Source organism: Sporosarcina saromensis, assembly GCF_054901285.1.
Genome location: NZ_CM142738.1, coordinates 1,800,122 through 1,826,456, shown reverse-complemented (window position 1 = coordinate 1,826,456; position 26,335 = coordinate 1,800,122). Strand labels below are relative to the sequence as shown.

20 protein-coding genes and 1 pseudogene are annotated in these 26,335 nt (G+C 41.4%); 6 read left to right on the top strand and 15 right to left on the bottom strand.

Annotated elements, in window-relative coordinates; all coding sequences use genetic code 11:
• The first annotated feature begins 22 nt into the window (after positions 1 to 22).
• Positions 23 to 1,258: an NAD(P)/FAD-dependent oxidoreductase gene (locus ACVHUV_RS09010; RefSeq protein ID WP_462086807.1), complete on the top strand. Its 1,236-nt coding sequence runs from the start codon at positions 23 to 25 to the stop codon at positions 1,256 to 1,258.
• Positions 1,259 to 1,402: 144 nt separating this feature from the next.
• Here the strand turns inward: ACVHUV_RS09010 and hutH are convergent, their stop codons facing one another.
• The 3 genes from hutH to ACVHUV_RS08995 form a co-directional block, all read right to left on the bottom strand.
• Positions 1,403 to 2,881: a histidine ammonia-lyase gene (gene hutH / locus ACVHUV_RS09005; RefSeq protein ID WP_462086806.1), complete on the bottom strand. Its 1,479-nt coding sequence runs from the start codon at positions 2,879 to 2,881 to the stop codon at positions 1,403 to 1,405.
• Positions 2,882 to 3,050: 169 nt separating this feature from the next.
• On the bottom strand, positions 3,051 to 4,376 hold the full coding sequence (locus ACVHUV_RS09000) for a DUF4179 domain-containing protein (RefSeq protein ID WP_462086805.1): 1,326 nt from the start codon (positions 4,374 to 4,376) through the stop codon (positions 3,051 to 3,053).
• A complete protein-coding gene (locus ACVHUV_RS08995) occupies positions 4,369 to 4,899 on the bottom strand; it encodes a sigma-70 family RNA polymerase sigma factor (protein ID WP_371390289.1) in 531 nt (176 codons plus the stop codon). The genes ACVHUV_RS09000 and ACVHUV_RS08995 overlap by 8 nt, the downstream gene beginning before the upstream one ends.
• A 126-nt stretch (positions 4,900 to 5,025) precedes the next feature.
• Here ACVHUV_RS08995 and ACVHUV_RS08990 point away from each other — a divergent pair, with 126 nt between their 5' ends.
• Positions 5,026 to 5,556: a hypothetical protein gene (locus ACVHUV_RS08990; RefSeq protein ID WP_462086804.1), complete on the top strand. Its 531-nt coding sequence runs from the start codon at positions 5,026 to 5,028 to the stop codon at positions 5,554 to 5,556.
• 388 nt (positions 5,557 to 5,944) lie between these two features.
• Positions 5,945 to 7,123 carry an IS256 family transposase gene (locus tag ACVHUV_RS08985; protein WP_462085818.1) on the top strand — a complete coding sequence of 393 codons (1,179 nt, stop codon included), beginning with the start codon at positions 5,945 to 5,947 and terminating at the stop codon, positions 7,121 to 7,123.
• 818 nt (positions 7,124 to 7,941) lie between these two features.
• Here ACVHUV_RS08985 and ACVHUV_RS08980 read toward each other — a convergent pair.
• Entirely contained in the window at positions 7,942 to 11,025 is a 3,084-nt protein-coding gene (locus tag ACVHUV_RS08980) for an efflux RND transporter permease subunit (RefSeq protein ID WP_462086803.1), read from the bottom strand.
• 90 nt (positions 11,026 to 11,115) lie between these two features.
• Here ACVHUV_RS08980 and ACVHUV_RS08975 point away from each other — a divergent pair, with 90 nt between their 5' ends.
• Complete coding sequence (locus tag ACVHUV_RS08975; protein ID WP_371390275.1) at positions 11,116 to 11,955, top strand: TetR/AcrR family transcriptional regulator; 840 nt, start codon at positions 11,116 to 11,118, stop codon at positions 11,953 to 11,955.
• Between the two features lie 378 nt (positions 11,956 to 12,333).
• Here the strand turns inward: ACVHUV_RS08975 and ACVHUV_RS08970 are convergent, their stop codons facing one another.
• The 4 genes from ACVHUV_RS08970 to ACVHUV_RS08955 form a co-directional block, all read right to left on the bottom strand.
• The gene (locus ACVHUV_RS08970) at positions 12,334 to 13,149 is read right to left on the bottom strand and encodes a ZIP family metal transporter (protein WP_462086802.1); all 816 of its coding nucleotides are present in this window, start codon (positions 13,147 to 13,149) and stop codon (positions 12,334 to 12,336) included.
• Between the two features lie 114 nt (positions 13,150 to 13,263).
• Positions 13,264 to 13,977 carry a ZIP family metal transporter gene (locus ACVHUV_RS08965; RefSeq protein WP_462086886.1) on the bottom strand — a complete coding sequence of 238 codons (714 nt, stop codon included), beginning with the start codon at positions 13,975 to 13,977 and terminating at the stop codon, positions 13,264 to 13,266.
• Between the two features lie 187 nt (positions 13,978 to 14,164).
• Positions 14,165 to 14,671 carry a DUF2165 family protein gene (locus tag ACVHUV_RS08960; RefSeq protein ID WP_317943881.1) on the bottom strand — a complete coding sequence of 169 codons (507 nt, stop codon included), beginning with the start codon at positions 14,669 to 14,671 and terminating at the stop codon, positions 14,165 to 14,167.
• Positions 14,672 to 14,687: 16 nt separating this feature from the next.
• Positions 14,688 to 14,879, bottom strand: a complete 192-nt coding sequence (locus ACVHUV_RS08955) for a DUF4177 domain-containing protein (RefSeq protein ID WP_462086801.1) — start codon at positions 14,877 to 14,879, stop codon at positions 14,688 to 14,690.
• A gap of 987 nt (positions 14,880 to 15,866) precedes the next feature.
• Here ACVHUV_RS08955 and ACVHUV_RS08950 point away from each other — a divergent pair.
• Complete coding sequence (locus tag ACVHUV_RS08950; protein WP_462086800.1) at positions 15,867 to 16,844, top strand: tRNA dihydrouridine synthase; 978 nt, start codon at positions 15,867 to 15,869, stop codon at positions 16,842 to 16,844.
• A gap of 485 nt (positions 16,845 to 17,329) precedes the next feature.
• Here the strand turns inward: ACVHUV_RS08950 and ACVHUV_RS08945 are convergent, their stop codons facing one another.
• Entirely contained in the window at positions 17,330 to 18,166 is an 837-nt protein-coding gene (locus ACVHUV_RS08945; RefSeq protein ID WP_462086799.1) for an FAD-dependent oxidoreductase, read from the bottom strand.
• 347 nt (positions 18,167 to 18,513) lie between these two features.
• Here ACVHUV_RS08945 and ACVHUV_RS08940 point away from each other — a divergent pair, with 347 nt between their 5' ends.
• Positions 18,514 to 19,416 carry a LysR family transcriptional regulator gene (locus ACVHUV_RS08940; protein ID WP_462086798.1) on the top strand — a complete coding sequence of 301 codons (903 nt, stop codon included), beginning with the start codon at positions 18,514 to 18,516 and terminating at the stop codon, positions 19,414 to 19,416.
• On the opposite strand, the pseudogene ACVHUV_RS08935 reads toward ACVHUV_RS08940, so the two are convergent.
• The 6 genes and pseudogenes from ACVHUV_RS08935 to ACVHUV_RS08910 form a co-directional block, all read right to left on the bottom strand.
• Positions 19,407 to 20,413, bottom strand: a pseudogene (locus ACVHUV_RS08935) (ABC transporter ATP-binding protein). The gene ACVHUV_RS08940 and the pseudogene ACVHUV_RS08935 overlap by 10 nt on opposite strands.
• A 6-nt stretch (positions 20,414 to 20,419) precedes the next feature.
• Positions 20,420 to 21,400 (bottom strand): ABC transporter ATP-binding protein, encoded by a 981-nt coding sequence (locus ACVHUV_RS08930; RefSeq protein ID WP_462086797.1) that lies wholly within the window; start codon positions 21,398 to 21,400, stop codon positions 20,420 to 20,422.
• 17 nt (positions 21,401 to 21,417) lie between these two features.
• Entirely contained in the window at positions 21,418 to 22,353 is a 936-nt protein-coding gene (locus ACVHUV_RS08925; protein WP_462086796.1) for an ABC transporter permease, read from the bottom strand.
• Positions 22,354 to 22,369: 16 nt separating this feature from the next.
• Entirely contained in the window at positions 22,370 to 23,287 is a 918-nt protein-coding gene (locus ACVHUV_RS08920; protein ID WP_317943865.1) for an ABC transporter permease, read from the bottom strand.
• A gap of 70 nt (positions 23,288 to 23,357) precedes the next feature.
• The gene (locus ACVHUV_RS08915) at positions 23,358 to 24,911 is read right to left on the bottom strand and encodes an ABC transporter substrate-binding protein (protein WP_462086795.1); all 1,554 of its coding nucleotides are present in this window, start codon (positions 24,909 to 24,911) and stop codon (positions 23,358 to 23,360) included.
• 13 nt (positions 24,912 to 24,924) lie between these two features.
• On the bottom strand, positions 24,925 to 26,115 hold the full coding sequence (locus ACVHUV_RS08910) for a M20 family metallopeptidase (protein WP_462086794.1): 1,191 nt from the start codon (positions 26,113 to 26,115) through the stop codon (positions 24,925 to 24,927).
• Between the last annotated feature and the right edge of the window lie 220 nt (positions 26,116 to 26,335).

The following is a 26,335-nucleotide window of genomic DNA, read 5'->3' as shown; positions in this document are numbered from 1 at the left end:
AAGAAAAAAGGGGGATTGCCTTATGCAAATTCATAGTGGTTCACTTTACTGGCCAACTACACTTCAAGTTTCACCACGACGCGTACCGAAAAGAGAAGATACATATGATGTTATCATCGTCGGTGGTGGGATGTCAGGTGCGTTATGTGCCTATACTTTCATTCGAAAAGGCTTGTCTGTAGCCGTTTTCGATAAAAGACAAGTCGCTGCTGGCAGTTCGTCTGCAAATACCGGTTTACTTCAATACTCTAATGATATCATGCTTCATGAGTTGATTGAACAGATTGGAGAAAAGAATGCTGTGGAATTCTATCGGTTATGTTTGGAAGCAATGGAAGATTTGCAAACTGTTGCGAAACAGTTACCGGGTAACCCGGAGTTTTATAGCCGTCCGAGCATTTATTACGCGAGTGATGAAGCAGATGAAGAACGGATTTATACCGAATATAAAACATTGAAAAAGCATGGATTCCCGTGTGATTATTGGGATCAGGAAACACTAAAAGAGAAAATGGGGTTTGATAAACCCGGTGCCATTGTTACGTATGGAGATGCAGAAGTGAATCCTTACAAATTCGTCAATTGCTTATTCGATGATTTCGAGGAGCATGGTGGCCATATTTTTGAATTTACAGAAGTGGAAGACGTCAAAGAAGAAAATGATAGGCTTCGAATTAAAACGTCTGCGGGAGATTTGCACGCCAAACAAGTTGTGTTCACAACGGGTTATGAAACAGTTCCTGTTGGCAAACGAATCGGTGCAGACATTAATCGATCGTATGTCATCGTCACGGAACCGCTCGACCAAATGCCACCTTGGTATGAGGAAGCGCTTATTTGGGAATCAAAACGTCCTTATTTATACATCCGGTCATCTGCGGAACGGCGTCTCGTCATCGGCGGTTTGGATGAAGAAGTTGCTGAAATGCCAACGACCGATGAACGGATTACGGAGTGTGGTGAACAATTAAAAATGCAGGTTAAAGCGCTATTCCCACACTTGCCGATTGAAATCGCCTATTCGTATTGTGCCACTTTTGGAGAGTCTCTTGATAATCTCCCTTTCATCGGCGAGCATCCACACAAACGAAACCATTATTACTTGCTTGGCTACGGCGGCAACGGGACGGTTTACAGTATGATGGGCGCCAAAATGCTTGCTGATGCGCTGACTGGGAATGAGCATCCTTCCGCTCACATTGTCCAATTGAACCGGGCAGTTGACCCGGAATGTGATAGTCGGACGGTTGTGCAATGAACTGATTGTATTTTTCTGTGTTGAAATGGTATGGGTCATACTGCTTCGTCAATTTTCTAGTAAAATTCGAAAGTTATGTAGTCAAATGAAAACCAAGCATGCATGCACTGCGTTCCAGCGGTGGCATGCATGCTTGGTTTATTGTTACATCGCTAAAAACGTCGCGATGTCTTCTATGTCTGGCGCAAAAATTCGATCACAGTCAATCGGTTGAACGATTTTTAGAAGTGCGTTTAACTGTTGCTTCGTTTTTGGAGCCATCTGTTCAATGCCTCGAGCATTACAACCTGTCATCGCACAAAGCGCTTCAATTGCCAAGACATTTCGTGAATTTTTGATGATTTGTTGTGCGTGTCTTGAACCAATCGTCCCCATCGAAACATGATCTTCTTGGTTCCCTGAAGACGGGATAGAGTCGACGGAAGCAGGATGTGCCAGCGTTTTATTTTCCGATACAAGACTGGCAGCGGAATATTGTAAAATCATCGCCCCGGATTGAAGACCTGGTTGCGCACTAAGAAATGGCGGTAAGCCTTCATTCAATTGCGGATTGACGAGACGTTCAATTCGTCTTTCGGAAATGTTCGCAAGTTCCGCTACCGCGATTTTAAGAAAATCCATTGCAAATGCGATCGGTTGACCATGGAAATTCCCTCCCGATACGACGGTTTCCCCTTCGTCAAATATCAATGGATTGTCAGTTGCAGCATTCATTTCAATTTCCAATTTCTCTTTTACATATGCGAGCACTTGCCAACTTGCACCGTGCACTTGGGGGATACAACGGATGGAATACGCATCTTGAACGCGCTTTTCACCTTGAATGGTTGTCAGTTGACTTCCTTCCAACCAGTCCAACATTCTTGCCGCCACGTCGACTTGCTCCTTGTACCCACGCGCTTCGTGGATCGCTGGATGAAACGCATCCGTAATGCCATGCAGCGCTTCCATTGTCATCGCGGCGATCCATTCACTACTGTATGCAAGTTTTTCAGCTTCCAAATAGTTGACGACCCCTTGAGCCGTCATGGCTTGTGTACCGTTGATGAGCGCTAGCCCTTCCTTTGCTTCAAGAACAACCGGCTCTATTTTATGTTCATTCCAAACCGCGGACGCCGGGACATGCTTTCCGTTTTGCCAAACAAAACCTTCTCCTAAGAGGACAAGGGCTAAATGGGACAGTGGCGCCAAATCCCCTGATGCGCCTAGCGAACCTTGTTGCGGAATGACCGGATGGATGCCGTTGTTAACCATATAGGCGAATCGTTCCAACACTTCCGCACGAATGCCTGAAAAACCTTTCAACAGTGCGTTTAACCGCAATACTACCATTGCTCTTGAAACCACTTCAGGAAACGGTTCACCTACCCCACATGCGTGCGATCGGATAAGATTCCGCTGTAAATCTTTCGTGTCTCTTTCATCTATCTTTACATCGCTAAATTTCCCAAAACCTGTATTAATGCCGTAAACCGTTTTGTCTTGTTGCACAATTCGCTCGACCGCTTCCCTACTTTTCCGGACACGTTGTAGGGCTTCTTCGTCCAAAGCGATTGGGACATTTTTATAGAGGATTTGCTCCATCTGATTAAGTGTTAATGAATCCCCAGAAAGCTTTATCACATTGTTCATCCTTTCGTTCATATGTAGATGGTATTTTTCCTTATCGTACACGAAAACGAACGTTATTTGTTGATAATTACGAAAGTTTGTTCTATGGTAATGTGATGGTGATTTAGTATGGTGATGTGATGAAAATGCCCACGGGCTTGAGAAGCTACGTGGGCATTTGTTATTTGATTGTGATGGAGACGTTTCCGTTGATGTAGGATGGATAAAACGATAATGGCAGGGTTAATGGGTTTTTATAGTGTTCACCAGATATTTGGAAATGAATTGTCATATCTTTTTCGAAAAAGTTAATGGACCCTTGGAAATTACTTTCCACCTCATTACCGTCTGCATCCAATAGGATTGTGAAAGGATCACGATGAACACCTTTTTCACTCTTCATTTCAATTTCAATAAACGAGCCGTTTACAGTCAAGTTGCTGAACAGGTTAAGAGGGGGTTGACGAATAATTCGCTTCTTATCTGTGTCAATGACAACAAAAGCTTCGTCTTTATCCATTGCCATCAATTTACTAAACGTTAATGTAAGATGATTAGTCTCTTTAAAATAGTTACTTTGTAAGTAATAAAACATAACATTCGGATTATCCGTTTCTCTTGCTATAACGCCGTTGTTGATGGAGCTCCAGACTTCACCGGTATCGTCAATGAGTGTTAAATCTTCAAAACCAAAAATCTTCTTTGTATTCTCTTCATCAAATTCTACTTCCACTGCTGTTTTTAATGAACCGATTGTGACGGAACGGATATGGATTTTCTGTCCTTCGACCACTGCTGTTTCATTGATGATGAATTGTTCTTTCTTAATGGGTTGTAAAGTATTTTCGAACGGGATTTGGATGATTTCAATCGTTTCTCCATCCCCTGCTTCTTGAACTTCGTATTCCAATATCAATTCACCGCTCGGTACCGTTTCAACAAATTCAAACTCGACTTCAGTTGTTGCGATTCTTTGTCTATCTGTATATTCGAAACTTGCTCCGATAGATCTTGATTTACTAACTACGTCACCTTCAAGATTGAGTATACGAAATTCCGGACGGGACTCAGGAGAAAACCTCTTCTCATCAATGGTAAGAAATGCAACCATCGTTGTTTCATCGGTAATGAATCCTTCAAGCGTCACTTTCATATTTTCCGTTTCTTTTGATACGCCAATCTGTTGAAAGTGTTCATTTTCAATGGCTAGCTGTAGTCCTTTGTCGCTTTGAATCGTTTCGACAAAACGAGCCATTCCCGGAATGGAAGCTACGGCATTGGCAAAAGCGGGAGACACGCGGATTGATGTGATGAATGTGAGGAGCAAAATGGCAGCAGCGACTGTCGTCCATATGCTTCTTTTCATAAACCGACGTTGTTTCTTCACTTTTTTCTCTTTTGCCTGTCGAAAGCCTTCTAAAATGGCGGTTTCTAGTTGAACGTCCTGGACTTCTTTCTTCTCAATTTCCTCTTTCCATTTCTTCAAGTCCTTTTCTTCATCAAACACGGCGAATTTCTCCTTTCTCTTCAAAAAATGCGCGTAATGATTTGATCGCTTTATACAACCTCGTTTTCACAGTTCCTTCTGGTGTTGCTGTCATTGCGGCGATGTCCTTAATTTTGAGATCATGTAAATATTTTAAGTGGACTAAGTCTCGATCTTCTTCAGCAAGATGGCTGAGCGCTTCTTCGACTTCAAGGTACGTAAAATCATCACTCACTTTATTTGTAATAATGAGTTCTTCATTAAGCACAACACGTTTTTGATTTCTCAGTAAGTCGTGACAATGGTTCATCATAATACGGATTAGCCACGTTTTTACATATTGAGGATTCCGTAATGATTTCATTTTCTCATAGGCACGTACTGTTACTTCTTGCAAGGCTTCGAGTGCGTCTTGTTCATTTTTCAAATAAGCAAGAGCGGTTCGATAAAGAGCCTCTTTATGGATAAACATCAGTTGTAAAAAGGCATCGTCGTCTCCACGGATCGCTTTCCGTGCTAGCTCTATTTCTGTCAATTTCCCCACCCCCTGTGAGCACCTTCTATCTATTAGACTGTCATGTACGAAAAAAGTTTTTTCTTCCCCAAGAGTCCAACCCAATTCTTTTATTGTTACATAGAATGAAGAGAAGCGCTTGAGAGGAGAGAACCAATGAATGACGTAAATTCTACGAATCAAGGTCAAGGACAGGAGCAATGGTACCCGAAATTACCTGAAGGATATACTGGGGAGGCAGAGAGAATGAATAATAACGGAATGGGCGGATGGATGCCAGGAAGCGGCATGCCGAATTATGGAATGGACGATTGGATGTCGGGGATGGGCATGCAAAATTATGAGATGAATCATTGGGGGCCAGGCGGACAGTTTCCTCCATTTGGACCACCAGGTTTTCCACCAGGGCAAGGTGGACCAGGAGGAATGCCTGGATTTCCACCAGGGCAAGGCGGACCAGGTGGTTTCCCAGGGGGCGGATTCCCAGGATTTCCGGGTGGCGGTTTTCCAGGATCGACCGGGGCAAGGGGGTTCCGGCGGGCCAGGCCAAGGCGGATCACAAGCGCCTACTGCTGCGCCACCGAGTTATACACCGAGTTATCCGAGCGCTCAATTGTACCGCGTCGATCCAGGCGGCATAAGAGGTTGCTTGTACCGCTATACGTACATTTGGACGTCTCGAAATAGAGGGTTCTGGTTCTATCCAACTTTTGTCGGGCGCACGTCGATTGCGGGCTATCGCTGGAGACCGAATCGTCGTCGTTGGGAATACTTCGGGATGGATTTAGACCGAATCGATCAGTTTACGTGCTATTGAGTTGGGAGGGGAATCCTAGATGATAGGATTCCTTTTTTTGTTGGTTATGCGGTGATTGGGGTTGAGTTATGCGGAGTTTGAGTGGATTATGCGGAGTTTGGTGAGAGTTTGCCGCGTTCGAGAGGATTATGAGGAGTTTGGCGGGAGTTTGCCGCGTTTGAGGGCCATGTCCATATAATTGTGTAAAAAGGAAAAGCCATTTCTATTCCTTATGTTAAAATGTTTTCAACCACGATAAACATTTAGGAGGAATAGAAAATGGCTCAACTTAATTTTAACTTAAATATGGATATTTTGAAAGACTCTGTGATGAATTCGAATATTGATGCGGTTGTAAAATCTACAATTGTGCTTGTACTGAATGAATTCATGGAGAAAGAGCGTGACGAACATTTACAGGCATCTGCTTATGAGCGGACTGACAGCCGTAGGGATTACCGTAACGGCTATTACGAACGCGACTACACTGTTAGTCTAGGCAAGATCAAGTTGAAGGTACCTCGTACTCGACAAGGTGATTTTGCTCCATCTGTGTTTGAACGTTATGCAAGATGTGAACAAGCACTTATCCTCTCTATGCTTGAGATGGTAGTTAACGGCGTTTCTACGCGGAAAGTAACCAAAGTGGTTGAACAGTTATGTGGGAGTAGTGTATCGAAATCGTTTGTTTCTTCGTTAACTTCTAAACTCGATCCAATTGTAAACGAGTGGGCAAATCGACCACTAAACACGGCTTATTATCCGTATCTTTTCGTCGATGCCATGTACATTAAAGTTAGAGAACACAGTAAAGTGGTCTCCAAAGCTGTTTACATTGCCATGGGAATTAATGAAGAGGGACGTAGAGAAATACTTGGTATGAGCGTGGATCATAATGAAAGCTATACTAGCTGGTCTGGATTCTTCAAGCACCTTATTTCAAGAGGACTTCAATCACCTAAATTGGTCATTTCGGATGCACACGAAGGTTTAAAAAAGGCGATTCGGCAAGAATTCATCGGAACTTCTTGGCAACGCTGCACCGTCCATTTTAAACGCAATATTGTAGAGGTTCTTCCTAAGAAAGATCGTCAAGAAGCAACCAGTTTACTGAAGAGTATCTTTGCGGCTGAAGAGCTAGAGACAGTAAGGAAATTAAAAGATTTATTCTTTGAGAAGTATGAGAATGATTTGAAATACCAAAAGGCACTAAAGATCCTAGATGAAGGTTTTGATGATGCAATTCAATACATGAACTATCCTATTTCACATCGAAAGTCCATACGAAGCACCAATAGTTTAGAACGCTTAAACCTAGAAGTCCGTAGGCGCGAAAGAGTCATCAACATATTCCCGAATACACAATCAGCTTTTAGATTAATTGGTGCAGTATTAATTAGCTATGTAGATGCAAATGAAAACTGGAACAGAAAACTATTTACCACAAAGAAGTCGTAAGACTTAAAAAGCCGTTAACAACTTGACTAGGAGCCTCTACGGGCATGACTCTTAAGCCAGGAAAGCCAGCTTATGTAGATGCTGGCTTTTCCGACAAGCCTATCATGCCCGCCTCTCCAAGTAAAGTTGTGAGAGAGATAATCGTATGCCTTGTTCCAGTTGTGCTAAGTATCCTTCTCAACAGGATTAACAAATTTGTTCAATTAGATTTCTTTAGTAGACATGTTGAAAACATTAGTAAGGAATTTACACAAGATTTAGGACTTGACTCGTTTGAGAGGATTATGCGGAGTTTGGCGGGAGTTTGCCGCGTTCGAGAGGATTATGCGGAGTTTGGCGGAAGTTTGCCGTGTTTCGGCGTTTTATGTGCCGTTTTAGGATAATTTGAGTTGTTAAGAGAGGGGTAAGCCGTGTCGAGATGTTATCGTGATTTTTTAGGAGTTTATTTTTCTCTGATCTGTCGTTTGGTGAATGTTGGATTCGCGGATTCGATTGAGTTGCAGTTTTTATTATTCGCGCCAATTGGGTTTTGACAAACTAGAGGGGTTGTACATTGGAAAATGCGGCGTTTAGGTGGCAGTTTGCGCCGTTCGAAAGGATTATGCGGTGATTGAAGGGAGTTTGCCGCGTTTGAGAGGATTATGCGGCGATTGGCGGGAGTTTGCCGTTGTTCGAGAGGATTATACGGAGTTTGGCGATTGCTTCACCTACTGAACCTACTATAAATTTTTCTAGGATTTATTAAATACTATTTATTAAAAACGCATGAAGACGAATGAGTCTCCATGCATTTATAAGGTAGCTGTGAAGATTGAATGTTATTCTTCCTCTAAATCTACACGATTTTTCTTAAACATCTTGGATAAAATCTCGTACACAATCGGTACCACAATCAATGTCAATGCTGTTGAACTGATCAACCCACCAATAACTGTGATGGCAAGGCCTTTGGAAATTAATCCGCCACCGCCGCCCGTGCCGAGCGCTAACGGAACAAGTGCACCGATTGTTGCAATTGCGGTCATTAAGATCGGGCGCAAACGAGTGACTCCAGCTTCAAGTACAGCTTCTCGCATTTTTAACCCGCTACGTTCCATACGAACGATTCGATCCACTAATACAATGGCATTTGTGACGACAATCCCAATTAACATCAACAGTCCCATCATGACCGAAACAGAAATCGTTTCACCTGCAATCAACAGACCGACAAATGAACCAATAACAGTAAATGGTAACGAGAACAAAATCGCAAAAGGTGCGACACCTTCTCGGAATGTAACAACTAGAATGAAGTAGACAATAGCAATTGCCGCTAACATGGCAACAATTAGTTGAGTAAATGTTTCTGTCATATCTGCAGCAACCCCAGCCACATCAATGGTTACGCCTTTAGGTAACTCTAACTTATCGATAGCTTCATCAACTTCTGTTGTCGCTTTTGAAATATCTTCATCTTTAATCGTTCCTGAAACGGTTGCATAGTATTCGCCCTTACTTCTTGAAAGCTCATTTAGCGTCGTTCCTTTTTCAAGCGTTACTAGATCTGACAATTTCATCGTCGTTCCAAGTGCTGTTTGTACCTCAGTCGCTAGCAATTCATCAATCGACTTTGGCTGTATTGCCTCTTCTTGCTGAACAACTACTTCCAACGTATTGCTGTCTTTTTCAATCGTCGTTAGCACATCATGTGTCCGCGAAGGGTTCAGCATCATAACGATTTGACCTGTCGTTAGACCGTACTGAAGCAATTCATCTTGTTCAACTTTGAATTTGTACTCGACGTATGCATCCTTCGCACTTGATGATACGTCTTCCAGTCGGTCGTTCTCATTCATAACACCTTCGACCATTTTTACTGCTTCATTTAATCGATCAAGATTTTCACTATAGAATGTGTAGCTAATCTCATTTGTCGGCATAGCCATTCCGAAGTTTTGGCTCTTCCATTCACCTGACTGGCCAATATTGAAGACATACTCTTCAACTTCCGTACGAGCCGCAGGGAAGTCCTTCATATCTGGATCGAAAATGAGATACATTAACGCACCATTTGACCCGCCGCCCATCATCGCAGACATCGGATCCCCCGCGTCCGTAACAGACAACTGGACAATATCAATATCATCACGTTTCATTAGTTCTTGTTCCACAACTTCAATATTCGCTAACGTATCTTCCATTAACTCGCCCGTTTCTGGCGTGTATGTTAAATACATGACTTTTTCTTCTTCACTACCTAAGAAACTAAAACCAATCAGTGGCGTGAGTGCGATACTTCCTGCTAATAAAACAATTGAAACAATAGAGGTAATCCACTTGTGATTCAACGTCCAACGAAGAATCCCTTTGTAGCTTGTCGCCATCTTACCAATCTCTTTGTGGCGGCTATCAGTTTTCTCACTATATAACTTTTTCTTAAATAAGAAGTGTGATAGAGCAGGAACGATTGTTATTGCAACAAGTAAGGAAGCTCCGAGTGCAAAAGTCATCGTCAATGCGAACGGCATGAACAATTCGCCGACCATACCATCTACGAAGATGAGTGGTGCGAAGACTGCAACGGTTACTAATGTTGAAGACATAATCGGCTTAAACATTTCAATTGTCGCTTCCCGTACAAGTGCTCTACCGGACAATTTCTCTGTTTTTAAATGCAAGCGTCGATAGATGTTCTCTACAACGACAATAGAGTCATCGATGACACGACCGATGGCAACGGTAATTGCTCCAAGCGTCATAATGTTTAACGTGATATCCATCCAGTTCAGTAGCAACAAAGCCATGAAGATCGATACTGGAATGGAAACGATGGAAATAATCGTTGATTTTACATCGCGAAGGAACAACAAAATGATGAGCACAGCGATTAATCCACCAAACAATGCTTTTTCAATCATTGTGGCAACAGATTCTTCAATTGGTGCGCCTTGGTCAAGTGAAATATCGACTACAAGACCTTCTACAGCTTTTTCTTCTTCCTTAACGAGCTTCTTCACCGCATTTACAACTTCAACGGTATTTGCTTGTTGCCCTTTAACAACTTGAATGGCAATGGCTTCTTCACCATTTGTGCGGGATACCGATTGTACTTTCCCGACGATTTCAATTGTCGCGATATCACCAAGCTTCACAAATGGTGATGGGTTCGCTTCAGATGGTGTGACAGGAATCAGCATTCCCTTCAGTTCATCCACCGTCATGAATTTCCCATCTACTGAAACTGCTTGTTCCCCTTCTTCAAACTCATAAAGCCCCAATGAGACAGCTAGATCACTAGCTTGAATCATCTGTTTCACGTCTTCAGGCGCAATGCCCAGTTCAGCCATTTTCTCAGCGTTGTATGTTAACTCTACTTCTTCTATATGCTGCCCTGTAATCGTAGCTGAAGCAACACCTTCGATCTTCTCGATTTTTGGAAGGAGCATATCTTCTACAGTAGATGTTAACTCAACAATGTCTTCTGTTTCACTGCTTATACTTAACGCAACGACTGGCATCATGTTCATACTAATCGCTGTTATTGTCGGCGCCTCTGCACCTTCCGGTAAAGTTGCCGCATCTAAAGCGGATACTAAAGCACGCTTCGCTTCATACATATCTATTCCGTATTCATATTCCACTTGAATACTGGACATGTTAGAATACGAGTTGGAATAAACTCCTTTAACATCTTCAAGGTTTTCAATCGCTTTTTCTAACGGAACGGAAACATCTTTCATGACTTGTTCAGGAGTTGCTCCTGGATAGATGTCCATAACCATTAAAAATGGAATTGAAATATCAGGCAACGTTTCTGTTTTCATCCGTGTCCCTGAATAAATACCTGTTACAACTATAATAATTGTTAGTAGCCATACTGCTAGTTTATTTTTTAATACAAAATTGACCAAGCCTTTCACAATGACACCTTCCCCTACATTGACTTTGAGAACTCATTTATTTATACTAATGACTACTCGGTCACTTGTCAACAAACGAGGAGTGATAATATGCACATGACAAAGAAACAACTAATTATGGAAAACGCTTTGGAACTCTTTGCAGAACAAGGTTTTGAAGCAACTTCTGTACAACAAATTACTGATCGCTGCGGAATATCGAAAGGTGCATTCTACTTAGCTTTCAAATCCAAAGATGAATTGATTTTAGCATTAATCGATCATTTCACTACGCAATTCACGTCAAATATTGACTACTTGGTCAATACTACAAAAGATGACGATGAACTCCTTTATAAATTCTATTATTTTGTTTTTGATTCGTTTGAGAGACATTCAGACTTTGCTAAGATATTAATTAAAGAACAAATGCAATCGTTTAACGAAGACTTCATGTTAAAGATGCGGTCATACGATCAAATGATGGAACAGACAATATTATTGATGGTGGAACGATTATTTGGCGATGCTGTTGATCGCACGAAACACGATCTTGTATACAGCATTAAAGGTTTTATGAAAATGTATTCGGAGTTGTTCATTTTCTATAACACGCCATTAGATGTAGACGTACTCGCTCGATCACTCGTGGAAAAGACGGAGATACTCGCTAAACATATCATTACTCCGTTCATAACAAATGAGCTTGTTCAGCAGTTTCAGCACGGCATTTGCAAAGAAGTGTCAGTAGATCAGTTACTTGACGTTATCGAACGGACCTTGCATGACATTGATGCGTCTATTGAGAAAGATTCGTTGGAATTACTGAAGCAGGAATTACTAGAGCCGACGTTAAGCCGTCCGCTTGTTAAAGGTTTACTCGAGAATATTCAATTGCATCCACATTGTAAATGGGTCGCTTATTTATTGAGGAAGCATTTTGGATTTTAATAGAGGGATATGCCGCGTTCGAGCAGTTTGCGGCGTTACGAGAAAGTTTGCCGCGTTTTTGAGAAGTATGCGGCGTTCTGAGAGAGTTTGCTGAGTTTGAGAGAAGTTTGCGGCGTTCTGAGAGAGTATGCCGCGTTTTAGAGAAGTTTGCGGCGTTCTGAGAGAGTTTGCTGAGTTTGAGAGAAGTTTGCGGCGTTCTGAGAGGGTATGCCGCGTTCATCAAGATTATGCGGCGTTCTAGCGAGTTTTGCCGTGTTGGTGAGCGCGCGGTAGGATTCAAGATGTGTGTTAATCAAAATCGCGCTAAATGGTTTTGACAAACTAATGGGTTGCTTCCGATCAGATGTGCGTTCTTTCTACACGAATGATTCGGGGCATTCATCCAAAAGCGACGTCCAGTATCATCATAACTGTGAAGCCAATTAAGTAACACATCGTCGCTAGATCGGTATTGCCGTTTTCTTGTGAACCTGGAATGACTTCTTCCACTACGACAAACAGCATCGCGCCTGCAGCGAAACTGAGCGCGAAAGGAAGAATGGGTTGTAATGCTACGACTGCAAGTACCCCGATTATTGCTGAAATAGGTTCTACCATACCAGAGAATTGCCCATAGAAAAAGCTTTTTCTGCGGGATAATCCTTCTCTGCGAAGGGGCAAGGAAACAGCTGTTCCTTCAGGTAGGTTTTGTAAACCGATGCCTATTGCAAGCGCGACAGCAGACGCGATTGTCGCTGATGGTAAGCCAGCAGCCACTGCGCCAAACGCCACGCCAATTGCAAGACCTTCGGGGATATTATGTAATGTTATTGCCAGGACAAGCAGCGTACTCCTTCTTTTCCTTGTTGGTCGGATTCCTTCCGCATGCTTCAGCGACATGCCGGGATGTAAATGTGGAATGATTTTATCTGCAATCCACAAAAAGAGCCCACCTGCTAAAAAGCCAACAGCAGCTGGAAACCAAGATGGATAAGGACCGTTTTCAGCCATGGCAATTGCTGGTGCAAGCAGCGACCAAAAGCTAGCTGCTACCATGACACCGCCCGCAAATCCTAACATACCATCCATGAATTTCTGGTTCACTTTTTTCGTTGTGAATACGAAGGATGCGCCGACAGCTGTCATCCCCCAAGTGAAAAGCGTTGCAAGCACTGCTTGTTCTATTAGACTTCGCGCTGTAAAAAATTCAATCATCTATTTACTCCTCAGTTTTTAAGCTATTTATATGCGACAGACTTACCCGGTAAGACCACACTGCTATTCATACTTATTCCCATACTTCTTTGATTCTCGCCGTCGTCATTTATTTCAAACAATAAACATGTACACCCACATCACACCGAAACCGATACAAACTATGAACAAACTAGAGAGATTGGAAGATCGTTTTATGGCTTCAGGCAGAATTTCCTTTATTGTAATCATGTAGATTGTTCCTACCGTTACACTAATGAGCAGACCCAATAGCATGTCAAATTGTTGCCCCATTTCATTGCCAATATATGCACCTATGCCAACAGGAATGGACACAATAATCGCCAATAGAAATATTACCGTTACACGAACGCGAGCAAGGAGTAGTGGCGTAAATAGAATCATCCCTTCAGGAATCGTATGAAGTGCAAGCGCTTGTAATAAAGAGAGATTGAGCGTTGTATGATGACTCGCTCCTAAAACAACGCCCATAGGCAAATTATGCAGTAAAATGATAACCGCCAACAAAATGCCCGAGCGAATCCATTGTGTCTTCTGAGCATCTTTGCGAATAATCGGATAGCGATGCAGCCACTTATGAGTTATCACAAAAAGTAGAACCCCTCCGAAAAAACCTACGCCAAACACCAGCCATCCCCCTAAATGGATTGCCTCAGGTGTAATTTCTAAACTAAGCAATCCGAGTAAAAGGCCCGCACAAAGTGCAAAGATTGTCGCGATACTTCGTGTAGTTTGGTTAACAATTGCCGCCAAACCACCGCCAATTACAAGTCCAATGAATGTTGTAGCGAAACCCACAATCCACATATGTGCCAATGAACCATCCTTTAGCTAATTGTTTCTACTGTTATATGGAAAAAGAGCAAGTATTATGCGCAGTCAAATTCATGCAATGTATAGCTATTAACAAAGTAGTGACTTCCAATAAAAAAACTTTACAAGAATCGATCTCTTGTAAAGCTTCGTTTAAGGAATATAAAAATAAATAAAAATATTAGGCCTCTAAATCTTCATCTTTTAATGCTAATAATATTGCGAAACCGATCCAAACAGATGTAATATCCATCGCTGTTTCTTTTCCGTTCCAAATTTGCGACTGCCACATTGCAAACCATTCGCTACCGATGACAATAAAACCAAAGAACCAAATCGCGAATCCTAAAATGAATGCATAAAAACCAAATGACTTCGCTTTGTTAAATTGGCGTCCTGTCCCACGTAAATTTTTCAACATTTTGTACACACCGATGAATGCTAAGAAACTAAACGTTCCTTCTGCAATAATTAATGCCCAATAAGCAATTGTGTGCGCTGTAGAGCTTTCAATTGCTCTCCACATTAATGAATTCCCTTCAAACGTAGTGTCCATCGATAAAACATGTTGAACGAATTGATAATTTGAGTTATAGTCCAACAAATTCCCAGCAAATACAAAGAAACCGAAAAGGCCGGCAAGCAATAGCGTAACAATTTTCAACAAACGCAATGCAACTGTATTCATGAGAGTCACTCCTTTCCTATTCTATTTTCCTTTCAAATAGGAGATCGATGCGACGTTCGTTAGGTGCCAATTCAGAAAAAACGACAAGTTGTACAAACCGCCATCCTTGTTTTGCATACGCGGCAATGTGTTGCTCATAGTCTTCAGCTAAGGACATCCCCTCACGACCATGAAGTAAAGCAATTCGTTTCACGGTATACTCGTACATCGTAGATACCTCCTTATTCATCCAGGTCATTAATCCTATTCCATTAAACCCTCAACGATTCACCTTGTCAAGATTAAAGTTGCGTGTCATCTATTTTGTAAAATGTATATAAAGAACTATAAAATGGAATTAATTACATAAATAGTTTTGTGCTGCGAAGGTAAGGATGAATGACGACCTTATGCCCTGTTGACAGCAATAATCATTGTATTAGCATGAAAGCTACTTGCCAAATACCGTTTTCAGTCGGTTTGTGAAGGGTTTGTTGGAGTCTATGGAAATATGAAGTTTTTCATTGGCATAATGGAAGAATTGTAGAAAATAAGAGCTTTTACACAAAACCTAAGCGACTTCTAGATTTTCGAGCGCGAGAAATGGCTTGTATCTAAATGTCTCACGTCGCGCCTAATTGGTTTGACATGCTAACGGGGTTGTTTGATGAGTGGATTGTTTTGTAGGAGTATGCGGCGTTTGAGGAGTTTATGCGGCGTTTGTGAGATGTTTGCGGTGTTTGAGGAGTTTATGCGGCGTTTGAGTGATGTTTGCCGCGTTTGAGAAGTTTATGCGACGTTTGAGAAATGTTTGCTGCGTTTTAGGAGTTTATGCGGCGTTTGAGTGATGTTTGCGGCGTTTGAGAAGTTTATGCGGCGTTTGAGTGATGTTTGCCGCGTTTTAGGAGTTTATGCGGTATTTGAGTGATGTTTGCCGCGTTTGAGGAGTTTATGCGGTGTTTGAGAGATGTTTGCCGCGTTTGAGAAGTTTTTGAAACGGTTTTATGTGAAATCAGCGTTTTAACTTGATAACGAACAGAGATTTTGTAGATGTTTACATAATTCGGCAGTTTTTCTGTTACTAACAAGGTTAAAGTTCATGGGAATGATTTAGTTGTCTCTGTGCATCCTTTACAAAAAATGATAAACTCTAAAATGGATTAGGAATTCGCAATGAATAAAGTTGGTTTTATTGATTGCTTCAGGAGGATATGAAATGAGTAATGAAGATAATTTCTGGCTCGATTTACCGAAGCCGTTTTTTATATTAGCACCAATGGAAGATGTTACAGATGTTGTATTCCGTCATGTCATTGCAGAAGCAGGCCGACCTGATGTATTTTTTACGGAGTTTACAAATACGGAAAGCTATTGTCACCCAAATGGTAGAGATAGTGTGCGTGGACGATTGACGTTTACGAAAGACGAGCAACCGATCGTGGCACATATTTGGGGCGATAAACCGGAGTATTTTAAACAAATGAGCATCGATATGAAGAAACTTGGTTTTCGCGGAATCGACTTGAACATGGGATGCCCTGTACCGAATGTCGCTGCCAAAGGAAAAGGATCAGGGTTGATTAGAAGACCCGATGTGGCTGCAGAGCTTATCCAAGCAGCGAAAGCAGGCGGATTGCCAGTTAGTGTAAAAACACGTTTAGGCTATGTTGAAGTCGATGAATGGCGCGAATGGTTAGGACATGTGTTGAAGCAAGATATTGCGAACCTTTCCATTCACCTCCGCACTAAAAAAGAAATGAGTAAAGTCGATGCACATTGGGAACTGATTCCTGAAATCAAAAAATTACGGGATGAGATTGCGCCAAACACGTTGTTAACGATAAATGGAGATATTCCTGATCGTGCAACAGGTATGAAATTAGTGGAACAATATGGTGTAGATGGCGTCATGATTGGTCGCGGTGTATTTACAAATCCATTTGCCTTCGAAAAGGAACCTAAAGAACATAGTGTGAAAGAGTATTTGAATTTATTGCTTTTGCAATTGGATTTGCACGATCAGTATTCAACAGAAGCTGAACCTCGTTCGTTCAAACCGCTTCTCCGTTTCTTCAAAATTTATATCCGTGGATTTAGAGGTGCGGGCGAATTACGGAATGAGTTGATGAATACTAAATCAACTGATGAGGTAAGAGCTTTAATCCTTCCTTTGTTGGATAAAGAGTTGGAGTGAGGAGTAAAATCCAATCAATTTCAAAACGTCTAGCATTTCATTTGCTTAATAAACGAAAAGAGTGCTAAGAAGCTAACAACCTTCTTTCACTCTTTTTTATGTGAATTCCTACATACTCACAAAGTTATGATGACTGCTACTCCCAAAACTTCACCTTCCGCTTCATGCAGATCAATCACATATGTAAGTTTAAGTTGCTATTTCTAGTCTTCTTTACGGACGACCAAACGACTGGCTATAAAATTGTCCGGATTGGACCATTTGAGGGACGATGTTCAAACGGAGAGATTCATATTTTGTAAAAGCTTGGATTGCCAATTGTCCTTGTATGCCTTTTGAGGCACATCTTACTAAAGTTACCGCATCTTAGAGGGATTCATTGAACCCACTAGCTGGAATAGGTACTGGTACATGTGCTGCATCACCGACGAGTGCAATGCCTCCCCTCACTAAATTATCCGGGACATATTATTTGATGGGAATGCCTATGAGTGTGCGTGTTTCAATGGCATGAAGGGCTGTAGAACGCCATGGTTCTGGCCAATTGGAGCCTGATGCGCCAGCTCCGCTAACGTAGATGTTGGTATATCCTGCCCATTCAATGAATGACGGACAACCATTCCCTCAACACAATCCAGATGACGCAGCAACTCACTTCGTTTATTGTCATACCATGTACAGCCAATTCTTCTGCTCCCGACTTCAGAGCCCTCTTCTCTTTCAATAATTGAACCGAATTTAAAGCAATCGTCATGATCAAACATCTCGACAGCTGGCCCCTCATCGTAATGACGAATACGAAGGTTGTCTGGCAAGTAATCCTCACTCATGGAAGCAATCCAGCCTATATAACCTGCGTATACAGCATTCGGCTTATGAGGAGCCACATGCTTTCGCACGCGGCTATTGTGCCCATCCACGCCTATTAATTGGTCACCGCAAATCTCCTCTCCCGATTCTGTCACTACCCAAGCAGTGTCTTCATCTTGTCCTACCGATAATACACGCGTATCATAGAGCAAGTTAATTCGGGATTCTTTTTTAGCTTGAGTACGTAAACGGGACTCAATCGTAGACCAAAGCTGAACAGAGCTCTTCCCACGTGAAACGAGTTGTTTAAGCAACCTTTTAGTCTTTGATTCACCAAAGGTCTCGCCGTTTACGCGTAGTCCTGATCCCCCATGCCGAATCTCCCTTACCTTGTCTATAATCGTTATATGTATACCTTCTTGTGCAAGTGCAATACCCGTCATAAGACCTGAAAGTGAAGCGCCAACAATGACTGCAGATACGTCCCGCTCATTCCTAAGTGCGTTCTTCACAATAACCACTCCTTATTTTATGGTAGTTTATCACTTTTAAGTTATTTGAAGCTAAAGCAAACATAGGTTAGTTGTTCACTTACAAGACTTTTCCTATTACTTCTGTAGCGTCAAATTTTCTATATTTTGTAAAACCAATAATTTCTCACAAGCATTCTTTGACATAGTTTGACCGACAAATTACAGTATAATTAGGACATTCATTTATCTTCTTCGCCACAACTGATGTATTGAACAAGATAAGAAGCTAGTATATTCCGCTATTTCCCTATCTTTACAAATAGATGACCAAAAAGAATGCTCGTAATACAAATTTTTAACATACATTTACAATAAGGAGGGGTATGATGCAAAAGCAAGATTGCTTAATGCTTATTTCAGTTTACGAAGAAAAAAACCTTACGAAAGCCGCCGAAAAGTTATTTACCTCTCAACCGGCTATAACGTATCGTCTTCAAAAGCTAGAAGAAGAATATCAAATTAGACTATACACAAGAGAAGGGAATAAGTTATTTTTCACTCCAGAAGGTGAGTATTTAGTAGACTTTTGTAAAAAAATGCTTCTGGATTTAAACAAATTAGAAGAAAACTTAAAGACATTAAAAAAAGACGCTACCGGTACAATTCGGATTGGCGTCTCAAGTAACTTTGCCCTATATAAGTTACCCACTCTCATTAAGCAATTTGTAGACAATTATCACTCCATCCAGGTGAATGTAACGACCGGATGGAGTTCAGAAATTATTCAGTTGCTAAACAAAAATGAAATTCAAATTGGTATAATCACTGGCAATTACAATTGGTTCGACGAAAAAATTCTGCTAGCCGAAGATCCATTAACCATCATCTCTAAAACCCCAATCAATCTAGAGGAAATCCCTTTCCTCCCGCTTATTTCCTATCAGCCTAATAAAAAGAAGGGGCCTGGAGAAAAAGCAACGAATCCTCTTGCGCAAATGATTGAAAATTGGTGGCAAGACCGTTTTTCAGCCCCTCCATTAGTACGAATGGAACTCGATAAAGTAGAGACGTGTAAAGAAATGGTTAACAAAAACCTAGGCTACTCAATTATTCCAAAATCATGTTTGACGGACAAAGATTCATTTTACACACATGATCTTATCAATGATAAAGGGAAGCCTTTAAACCGTAAAACATGGCTCATCTATCGGAAATCGAATATGGAACTTTTAACAGTGACCCAATTTATCAACTTCATCCAAGCGCAACAAAACGAATTTCATTCCTGATGTAACGGAAAATGGCACGCAACAAAGTGTCCTTCTTCTTTCTCTTCAAATTCGGGAACGACCAATTTACATGTTTCTTGTGCAAATGGACAACGAGTGTGGAATTTACAACCACTAGGGGGATGTACAGGGCTTGGCATATCCCCTTCCAATAGCACCTCATCTTTTTCTGCTCTTCGCAATCGCGGGTCAGAAATTGGTAGTGATGCTAGTAATCCATTTGTATACGGATGCATTGGCTTTTTAAAAAGTGCATCTTTTGTTGCTAGTTCGACTAAGTTCCCTAGATACATGACGCCGATCCGATCACTGATGTGACGAAGAGCCGGCAAACCATGAGAGATGAAGATGAACGTTAAATCATATTTCTTTTGGAGTTCATCGAGCAAGTTCAGTATTTGTGCTTGAATAGATACGTCTAATGCTGAAACCGGCTCATCACATATAATAAGCTTCGGTTTTAACGAAAGCGCGCGTGCAATCCCTATACGCTGCCTTTGCCCGCCACTGAACTCATGTGGGTACCGATGAGTATAAGAGGATCGAGACCGACATCTATCATCAAACGATGAACTTCCTCTTCTAATTCCTTTTTAGAGAACTTACGGTGTGTAATTAACGGCTCAGCGATTAAGTCAAAAACGCGCATTCTTGGGTTTAATGAAGAGAAGGGGTCTTGAAAAATCATTTGGTAGTCTACGCGATATTTTTTCAAATCCCGTTCTTTCATTTTCGATATATCGACACCATTAAAGTAAATTTCACCTTTAGTTGGCTGCAATAATCCCATGATTACATTCCCTAATGTAGACTTTCCACACCCTGACTCTCCAACGATCCCAAGTGTTTCTCCTTTGTATACCGTCAAATCGACACCATCAACTGCTTTTAAATATTCCTTTTCCTTTTTAAAGAGCTGTTGATTTACAAGAAAGTGTTTTTTCAAGTTCTTTACGACAAGAATTTCTTCCGTTTGAACAGATGTAAGATTACCCATTACTCCTCACCCTTCCTTCTGTTCTGCATGAAGCCAGCATCGTACTTTATTTCCGTTCTGTTCGTTCGTTTCCAACTGGGGCATTTGACTTTTACATCTTTCCATTGCGAACGGACATCTCGGATGAAAGTAACAACCAGACGGTTTATTGCTAGGCGTCGGAACATTCCCTTGAATTGAATTTAATGTATCTACTTCTGCGTCAATTTTAGGTGTACTTTGGATTAACCCCATTGTATAGGGGTGTTTAGGATCCGCATATAAAGAGATGACATCCGCCTCTTCAACAACCTGTCCCGCGTACATCACAATGACTTTGTCAGCTAGTTCCGCAACAACCCCTAAGTCATGGGTAATTAATAAGATGGATGTCTCAATTTCGTTCTTCAAGTTTTTCATTAACCGCAAAATTTGAGCTTGAATCGTAACGTCCAATGCTGTAGTTGGTTCATCCGCAATGAGTAAACTTGGGTTACACGATAATGCCATAGCAATCATGACACGTTGTCGCATCCCTCCACTTAACTCATGGGGATGCATGTCATACACTTGTTCAGCACGTGGAATCCCTACTTTTTTCAACATCTCAATGCTTTTTACCTTTGCTTCTTTTTTACTTATCGTTTGATGCAATAGTAGAATTTCATCTAATTGAGCGCCAATCTTTAAGATTGGGTTTAAAGATGTAAGAGGCTCCTGAAAAATCATAGAAATTTCATTGCCTCTAATTTTACGCATTTCCCGATCACTTAAACTGGTTAAGTCCTTGCCTTTAAAAAGGATTTCTCCACCAACGATTTTCCCTGGAGCGCTCACTAGCTGCATTATTGAAAAAGAGGTAACACTTTTCCCGCACCCAGACTCTCCTACTAATGCAGTCGTTTGCCCAGCTTCTAGAGCGAATGAGACACCATCAACAGATGGAACGATGCCATTCGTCGTATAAAAATAAGTCTTTAAATCTTTCACTTCTAACAAAGTCGACATACAGAAGCCTCCTCTCTTTACGAATTAGTACCTTGTGAACGCGGGTCAAGCAAATCACGCAACCATTCTCCTAAGAAGATGATGCCTAACACAGTCAGTGTAATAGCTAATCCTGGGAACGTTGCTAACCACCAGCTAGTGGCCACATATTCTTTTCCTTCACTTAACATAATTCCCCACGAAACAGTAGGTGGCTGAATTCCTAACCCTAAAAAGCTAAGGGAAGATTCAGTTATAATCGTGCCCGCTACACTCAGTGTTGAGATGACAATTATTGAAGATGTGACATTTGGAAGGATATGCCGTTTCATAATTTGAAAATCGGACACCCCCATCGTTCTTGCAGCCTTTACATACTCTCGTTCTCGCAAGCTTAACGTTTCGCTTCGGATCATCCTCGCATACAGGACCCAGCTCGTCACACCAATAACAATGATTAAGGTAGGGATACCAGGATCCAGTACTGTCAAAAATACAAGACAGAAGAGAATCGTTGGAACAGATAAAAACGCATCCACGAGTCGCATAATTACGTTATCAACCAGTCCACCGTAATATCCCGAAATCAGTCCAAACACAACCCCTATTGCTCCCGCAACCAAAACAGATAATATTCCAACAATTAAAGAAATACGCGATCCGTAAATAATGCGACTCAAAATATCGCGCCCTAAATTGTCAGTACCTAAAATATGAGTCATACTTCCGCCCTCCGCCCAAAATGGAGGGACTAACATTTTTGTTGTATCAATTTTCCCAGGATTGAACGGTGCAATCCATGGAGCAAAGATCGCCATCATACATAACGCTAGAACAATTATTAGTCCAACTGTTCCTGTCTTACTTCTTAAAAGTTTTGTAAAAAAGATTGTAAATTTGTTTTTCGATTTTATACTCCTATCATTCTTATCTATAGGAGGAGAAGCAAGTTCAACTTGACTCGTTGATTTCATATTGTCAAATCCTTTCTTAGCTATATTTGATGCGCGGATCTAAGAAACGATAGAGAACATCCGTCAACAGATTCATAAATAGAATAAGAACTGCGGTTACAAAAACAGCCGCTTGAATAATTGGTAAGTCCTTATCGTAAACCGCTTGGATGATCAATTGACCGATTCCCGGCCACGCAAAGATCATTTCCGTTATCAAAGAGCCTCCTACTAAACTTGCCATTTGTAGGATTGTAATTGTAAGGACTGGGACTAATGAATTTCGGAATGCATGACGGAAAATAATAACGCTTTTCTTCTGCCCTTTACTCCTTGCTGTTCGAATGTAATCTTGCTGAAGGATTTCCAACATATTGGAGCGGACGAGTCTAGTAATTTCAGCTGATACAGCTGTACCGAGTGTAATTGCAGGTAAAATAAGATGTTTCCAACTCCCTGTTCCAGAAACAGGCATGATCTTTAAATTAACCGCAAAGACTAAAATTAACATGATCCCTAACCAAAAGTTTGGAATCGCTTTCCCAAGAACCGACAACCCCGTTGTAAATAAGTCAATTATTCCATTTGGTCTAATAGCCGAAATAATCCCTAGAGGCACCGCTATAATAATAGCCATAATCATAGATGCCGTAGCTAATTCCAATGTCGCAGGCAGTCTTTCCAAAACAAGGCCTAGAGCAGATATGCCGTATTTATACGATTCACCAAAATCGCCTTGCACTAAATCCACCATGTACGTCCAAAACTGTATGTAAAAAGGTTGATCAAATCCTAAGGCGGCTCGTAATTGCTGCACTTCTTGCTGTGTTGCTTCTGCAGGTAACATCATCGCCACCGGATCTCCTGCTACATAAACAAGTACGAAGATCATTAGAGAAATGATAAAAAGCACGATTGGTATTTGCAAAAATCTACTAAGAAAGTATCTCCACATATTGATCCTCCTTGAAAGAAGGGCGGCAGGGTCTGTTGCTTAACAGTCCGCTGCCGTTTCCTTCATTTCCTTATTTTTTATGAACGTCTGGAATGTAAATCAATTCGTCTAAACGTGGAGTGTATTCAATGCCATCCGTTACGCCAAAGAACTGGTCAATTTGGAATAAAGGAATGATCGGCATTTCCACACTAGCAATCTTTTGAACTTCTTGGTATTTTGTCGTTCTCACAGATGGATCTAACGATGTATTCGCTTCCTGTAACAACTCATCAATTTCCTTGTTGCTATAGCCGTTTATAGAAGCAGAACGTTCAGTTCCGTAGTAATCCAATGCTTGTCCTGCATCGAAGAAAGATGATCCAAGAGCAATTAAATAGCCATCTTTGTGTTTCTCCTGGTCTCGGAGCTCAGCAAAGCTCCCCCATTTGAGCAAATTCATTTCTGTATGAATGCCCACTTCTTCTAGCATCCCTGCAATCAATTGCATCACTTCACGATCTTTAATGTATCTTCCAGTAGGACCAGCTAGCTCAATCGTCAAGCCATTCTTATACCCCGCCTCTTCCAATAATTGTTTTGCTTTATCGACATCATAATTGTATTGATCGAAGAGACTTTCCTCAAAACCAACATTTCCAGGATTGACCCTTGTCAATGTTGGAGTTCCTCCCCCATCTAGTAAACTGTCAACGAGTGCTTTGTCATCGATTGCATAATCAATTGCTTGACGTACTTTCACGTCTGTTGTTGGCCAACCTTCTTGTGTTCGCAGGAATAACATGTACGTCCGATTAGAAGGTCCGTTTACAATCTCACTATTATCCGATTCATTGATACGTTTCCAATCACTTGGTGGAACGTTTGCAATAATATTTACACTGTCCGTCAATAGCTCAGCTACACGGGTCGAATCTTCCGGAATTGCACGAAATACGACTTGATCCCACTCGCCTTTTTTGCCGAAATAATCGTCGTTCTTCACTAATGTAACTTGGTTATCCTTTTTCCACTCTTTAAACTTATAAGGGCCTGAGCCAATTGGTGAATTCAAGAATTCATCCATTCCTTTTTCTTCGATATACGCTTTTGGAAGGATTCCTGACGCTTGCCTTGATATACGGCTTATCAACATCGGATCTGGCTCTTTTGTAATGATTTGGAACGTATAAGGATCTAACACTTTCACTTCTTTAATCGTATTAAAGTCACCATGACTTTTTAGTTTCTCATCATTTGCCACTCGTTCCAATGTGAATTTCACATCTTCAGCTGTGAGCTCGTCACCATTATGGAACTTGACACCTTCATTTAATTTTAATTCATACGTTGTGTCGTCCACCATTTCCCATTCTTTTGCAAGGTGTGGTTGGATGTCACCTTTCGTGTCTCTCATTAACAAGTAGTCAAAAACGTTCACATGAATAGCTTCCGTAGCAGTCGTTGTATGGTTATGTATGTCCCAAGTGAGCATATCAGAACCTAATGAAATTGTTAACGTACTGCTTCCTTTCTCCCCTGTTGCTGATCCACCACTTTCATTAGATGGCTTACTTGTCGTCGTACATGCAGATAACATGACGAGTAATGTTGCCAACATTAAACACAAAAACTTCTTATTCATTATTTTTCCCCCTTTATTGTAAAACCAAGTTTTCTTGTAGCTCTTTTTCTTCCTTAAATTGCATTTTAATCGCATCTAATAACGTTGCAGACGAAAGTACATCTATACACGTAGCACCCAATGTCTTTGCTGCAGTAATAATAGCCTCGTTACCTTCCTTGCTATTAGAAGCCTCTACCCACTCTTTTGTATGATTCGGTGTGCCTTGTGGAACAAATGCAACTCTAATGCACGCACCTGGCACGCGGTGTGTGACAATACTAAAATCTGTAGAACCCGTTTTCTCACGTGGAGGTGTAACGTTTTTCGCTCCAACTAACTTTGCATTCTCCAAAAGAACATCATTGAGCGCTTGCACGTTTAACTTACTTTCTAACGATTTTTTAGGATGGATATGCACTTTTGTACCGGTAGCTAAAGCGGCTCCTCTTGCGACATTTAATGCACGTTCGACAACTGTATCCAAGTAAGGACGGTTAATCGCTCGTATGGAAAACATCGCCGCAGCTCTTTCTGGTACAATATTGGCTGCGATTCCTCCGTCTGTTATGATCCCGTGGATTCGAACGTCTGAACGAACATGTTCCCTCAAATACTCCATCCCATTAAAAGTCATTAAGACGCCATCTAAAGCACTAACGCCTTTTTCTGGAGCAACCGCAGCATGAGAAGCCTTGCCTTCAAACACGAATTCGAAGTTATCAACGGCAAGTGAGCGGCCATCCACTGTCGTCCTGTCACCCCCATGCATCATGAGCGCGATGTCTAAGTGATCGAAGCACCCTTGCTGCGCCATAGGAATCTTTCCACTTGTCGTTTCTTCAGCTGGTGTTCCAATTACTTCAATCGTACAAGGCGGTAAATCTTCCAAACGCGACAAAGCAATCGCCGCACCTACTACAGATGGAGACTGTAAATTATGCCCACAACCATGCCCTAAATCCTTTAGCGCATCATACTCACATAACAGCCCGATCACAGGTCCCCCTGAACCAACCGTATAGCTTGCGCGGAATGCAGTATCCAAACCAGCCAAACTACGTTCAACTACAAATCCGTTACTTTCTAAAATGTGTGTAATCCTCTTTACTGCCTGAAACTCTTCATTGCCCAATTCAGGATTTGCATGCAAGAATGTACTTAACTCTACCAACTCTTGTTCCAAATCCTTCACTCTTGTAAACAATGCTTCCTTACTCATCATAGATCGCTCTCCTGCCCTTCTCTGTTGTAATCGCTTTCACATGCGAGGAGCGAATACTCTGTAAACAAATCGTACAAGAGTCATTCGGATAAAGGAAATTGAAAAAATTTAAACAACCAATAAAAAAGTTTTATAGCTCATGATAAAAGTTTTTTTATTATGTAGTTTGCTCGTTTCTTTGCTCGGCAACTAATATCTAAAAAAGCAATTTATATTGAAG

What these genes read in the sequence shown, in the direction of transcription:
- ACVHUV_RS09010 (WP_462086807.1), top strand. Translation starts at nt 23, where the DNA reads ATGCAAATTCATAGTGGTTCACTTTACTGGCCAACTACACTTCAAGTT.
- ACVHUV_RS08990 (WP_462086804.1), top strand. Translation starts at nt 5,026, where the DNA reads ATGAATGACGTAAATTCTACGAATCAAGGTCAAGGACAGGAGCAATGG.
- ACVHUV_RS08985 (WP_462085818.1), top strand. Translation starts at nt 5,945, where the DNA reads ATGGCTCAACTTAATTTTAACTTAAATATGGATATTTTGAAAGACTCT.
- ACVHUV_RS08975 (WP_371390275.1), top strand. Translation starts at nt 11,116, where the DNA reads ATGCACATGACAAAGAAACAACTAATTATGGAAAACGCTTTGGAACTC.
- ACVHUV_RS08970 (WP_462086802.1), bottom strand. Translation starts at nt 13,149, where the DNA reads ATGATTGAATTTTTTACAGCGCGAAGTCTAATAGAACAAGCAGTGCTT.
- ACVHUV_RS08965 (WP_462086886.1), bottom strand. Translation starts at nt 13,977, where the DNA reads ATGTGGATTGTGGGTTTCGCTACAACATTCATTGGACTTGTAATTGGC.
- ACVHUV_RS08960 (WP_317943881.1), bottom strand. Translation starts at nt 14,671, where the DNA reads ATGAATACAGTTGCATTGCGTTTGTTGAAAATTGTTACGCTATTGCTT.
- ACVHUV_RS08955 (WP_462086801.1), bottom strand. Translation starts at nt 14,879, where the DNA reads ATGTACGAGTATACCGTGAAACGAATTGCTTTACTTCATGGTCGTGAG.
- ACVHUV_RS08950 (WP_462086800.1), top strand. Translation starts at nt 15,867, where the DNA reads ATGAGTAATGAAGATAATTTCTGGCTCGATTTACCGAAGCCGTTTTTT.
- ACVHUV_RS08940 (WP_462086798.1), top strand. Translation starts at nt 18,514, where the DNA reads ATGCAAAAGCAAGATTGCTTAATGCTTATTTCAGTTTACGAAGAAAAA.
- ACVHUV_RS08930 (WP_462086797.1), bottom strand. Translation starts at nt 21,400, where the DNA reads ATGTCGACTTTGTTAGAAGTGAAAGATTTAAAGACTTATTTTTATACG.
- ACVHUV_RS08925 (WP_462086796.1), bottom strand. Translation starts at nt 22,353, where the DNA reads ATGAAATCAACGAGTCAAGTTGAACTTGCTTCTCCTCCTATAGATAAG.
- ACVHUV_RS08920 (WP_317943865.1), bottom strand. Translation starts at nt 23,287, where the DNA reads ATGTGGAGATACTTTCTTAGTAGATTTTTGCAAATACCAATCGTGCTT.
- ACVHUV_RS08915 (WP_462086795.1), bottom strand. Translation starts at nt 24,911, where the DNA reads ATGAATAAGAAGTTTTTGTGTTTAATGTTGGCAACATTACTCGTCATG.
- ACVHUV_RS08910 (WP_462086794.1), bottom strand. Translation starts at nt 26,115, where the DNA reads ATGATGAGTAAGGAAGCATTGTTTACAAGAGTGAAGGATTTGGAACAA.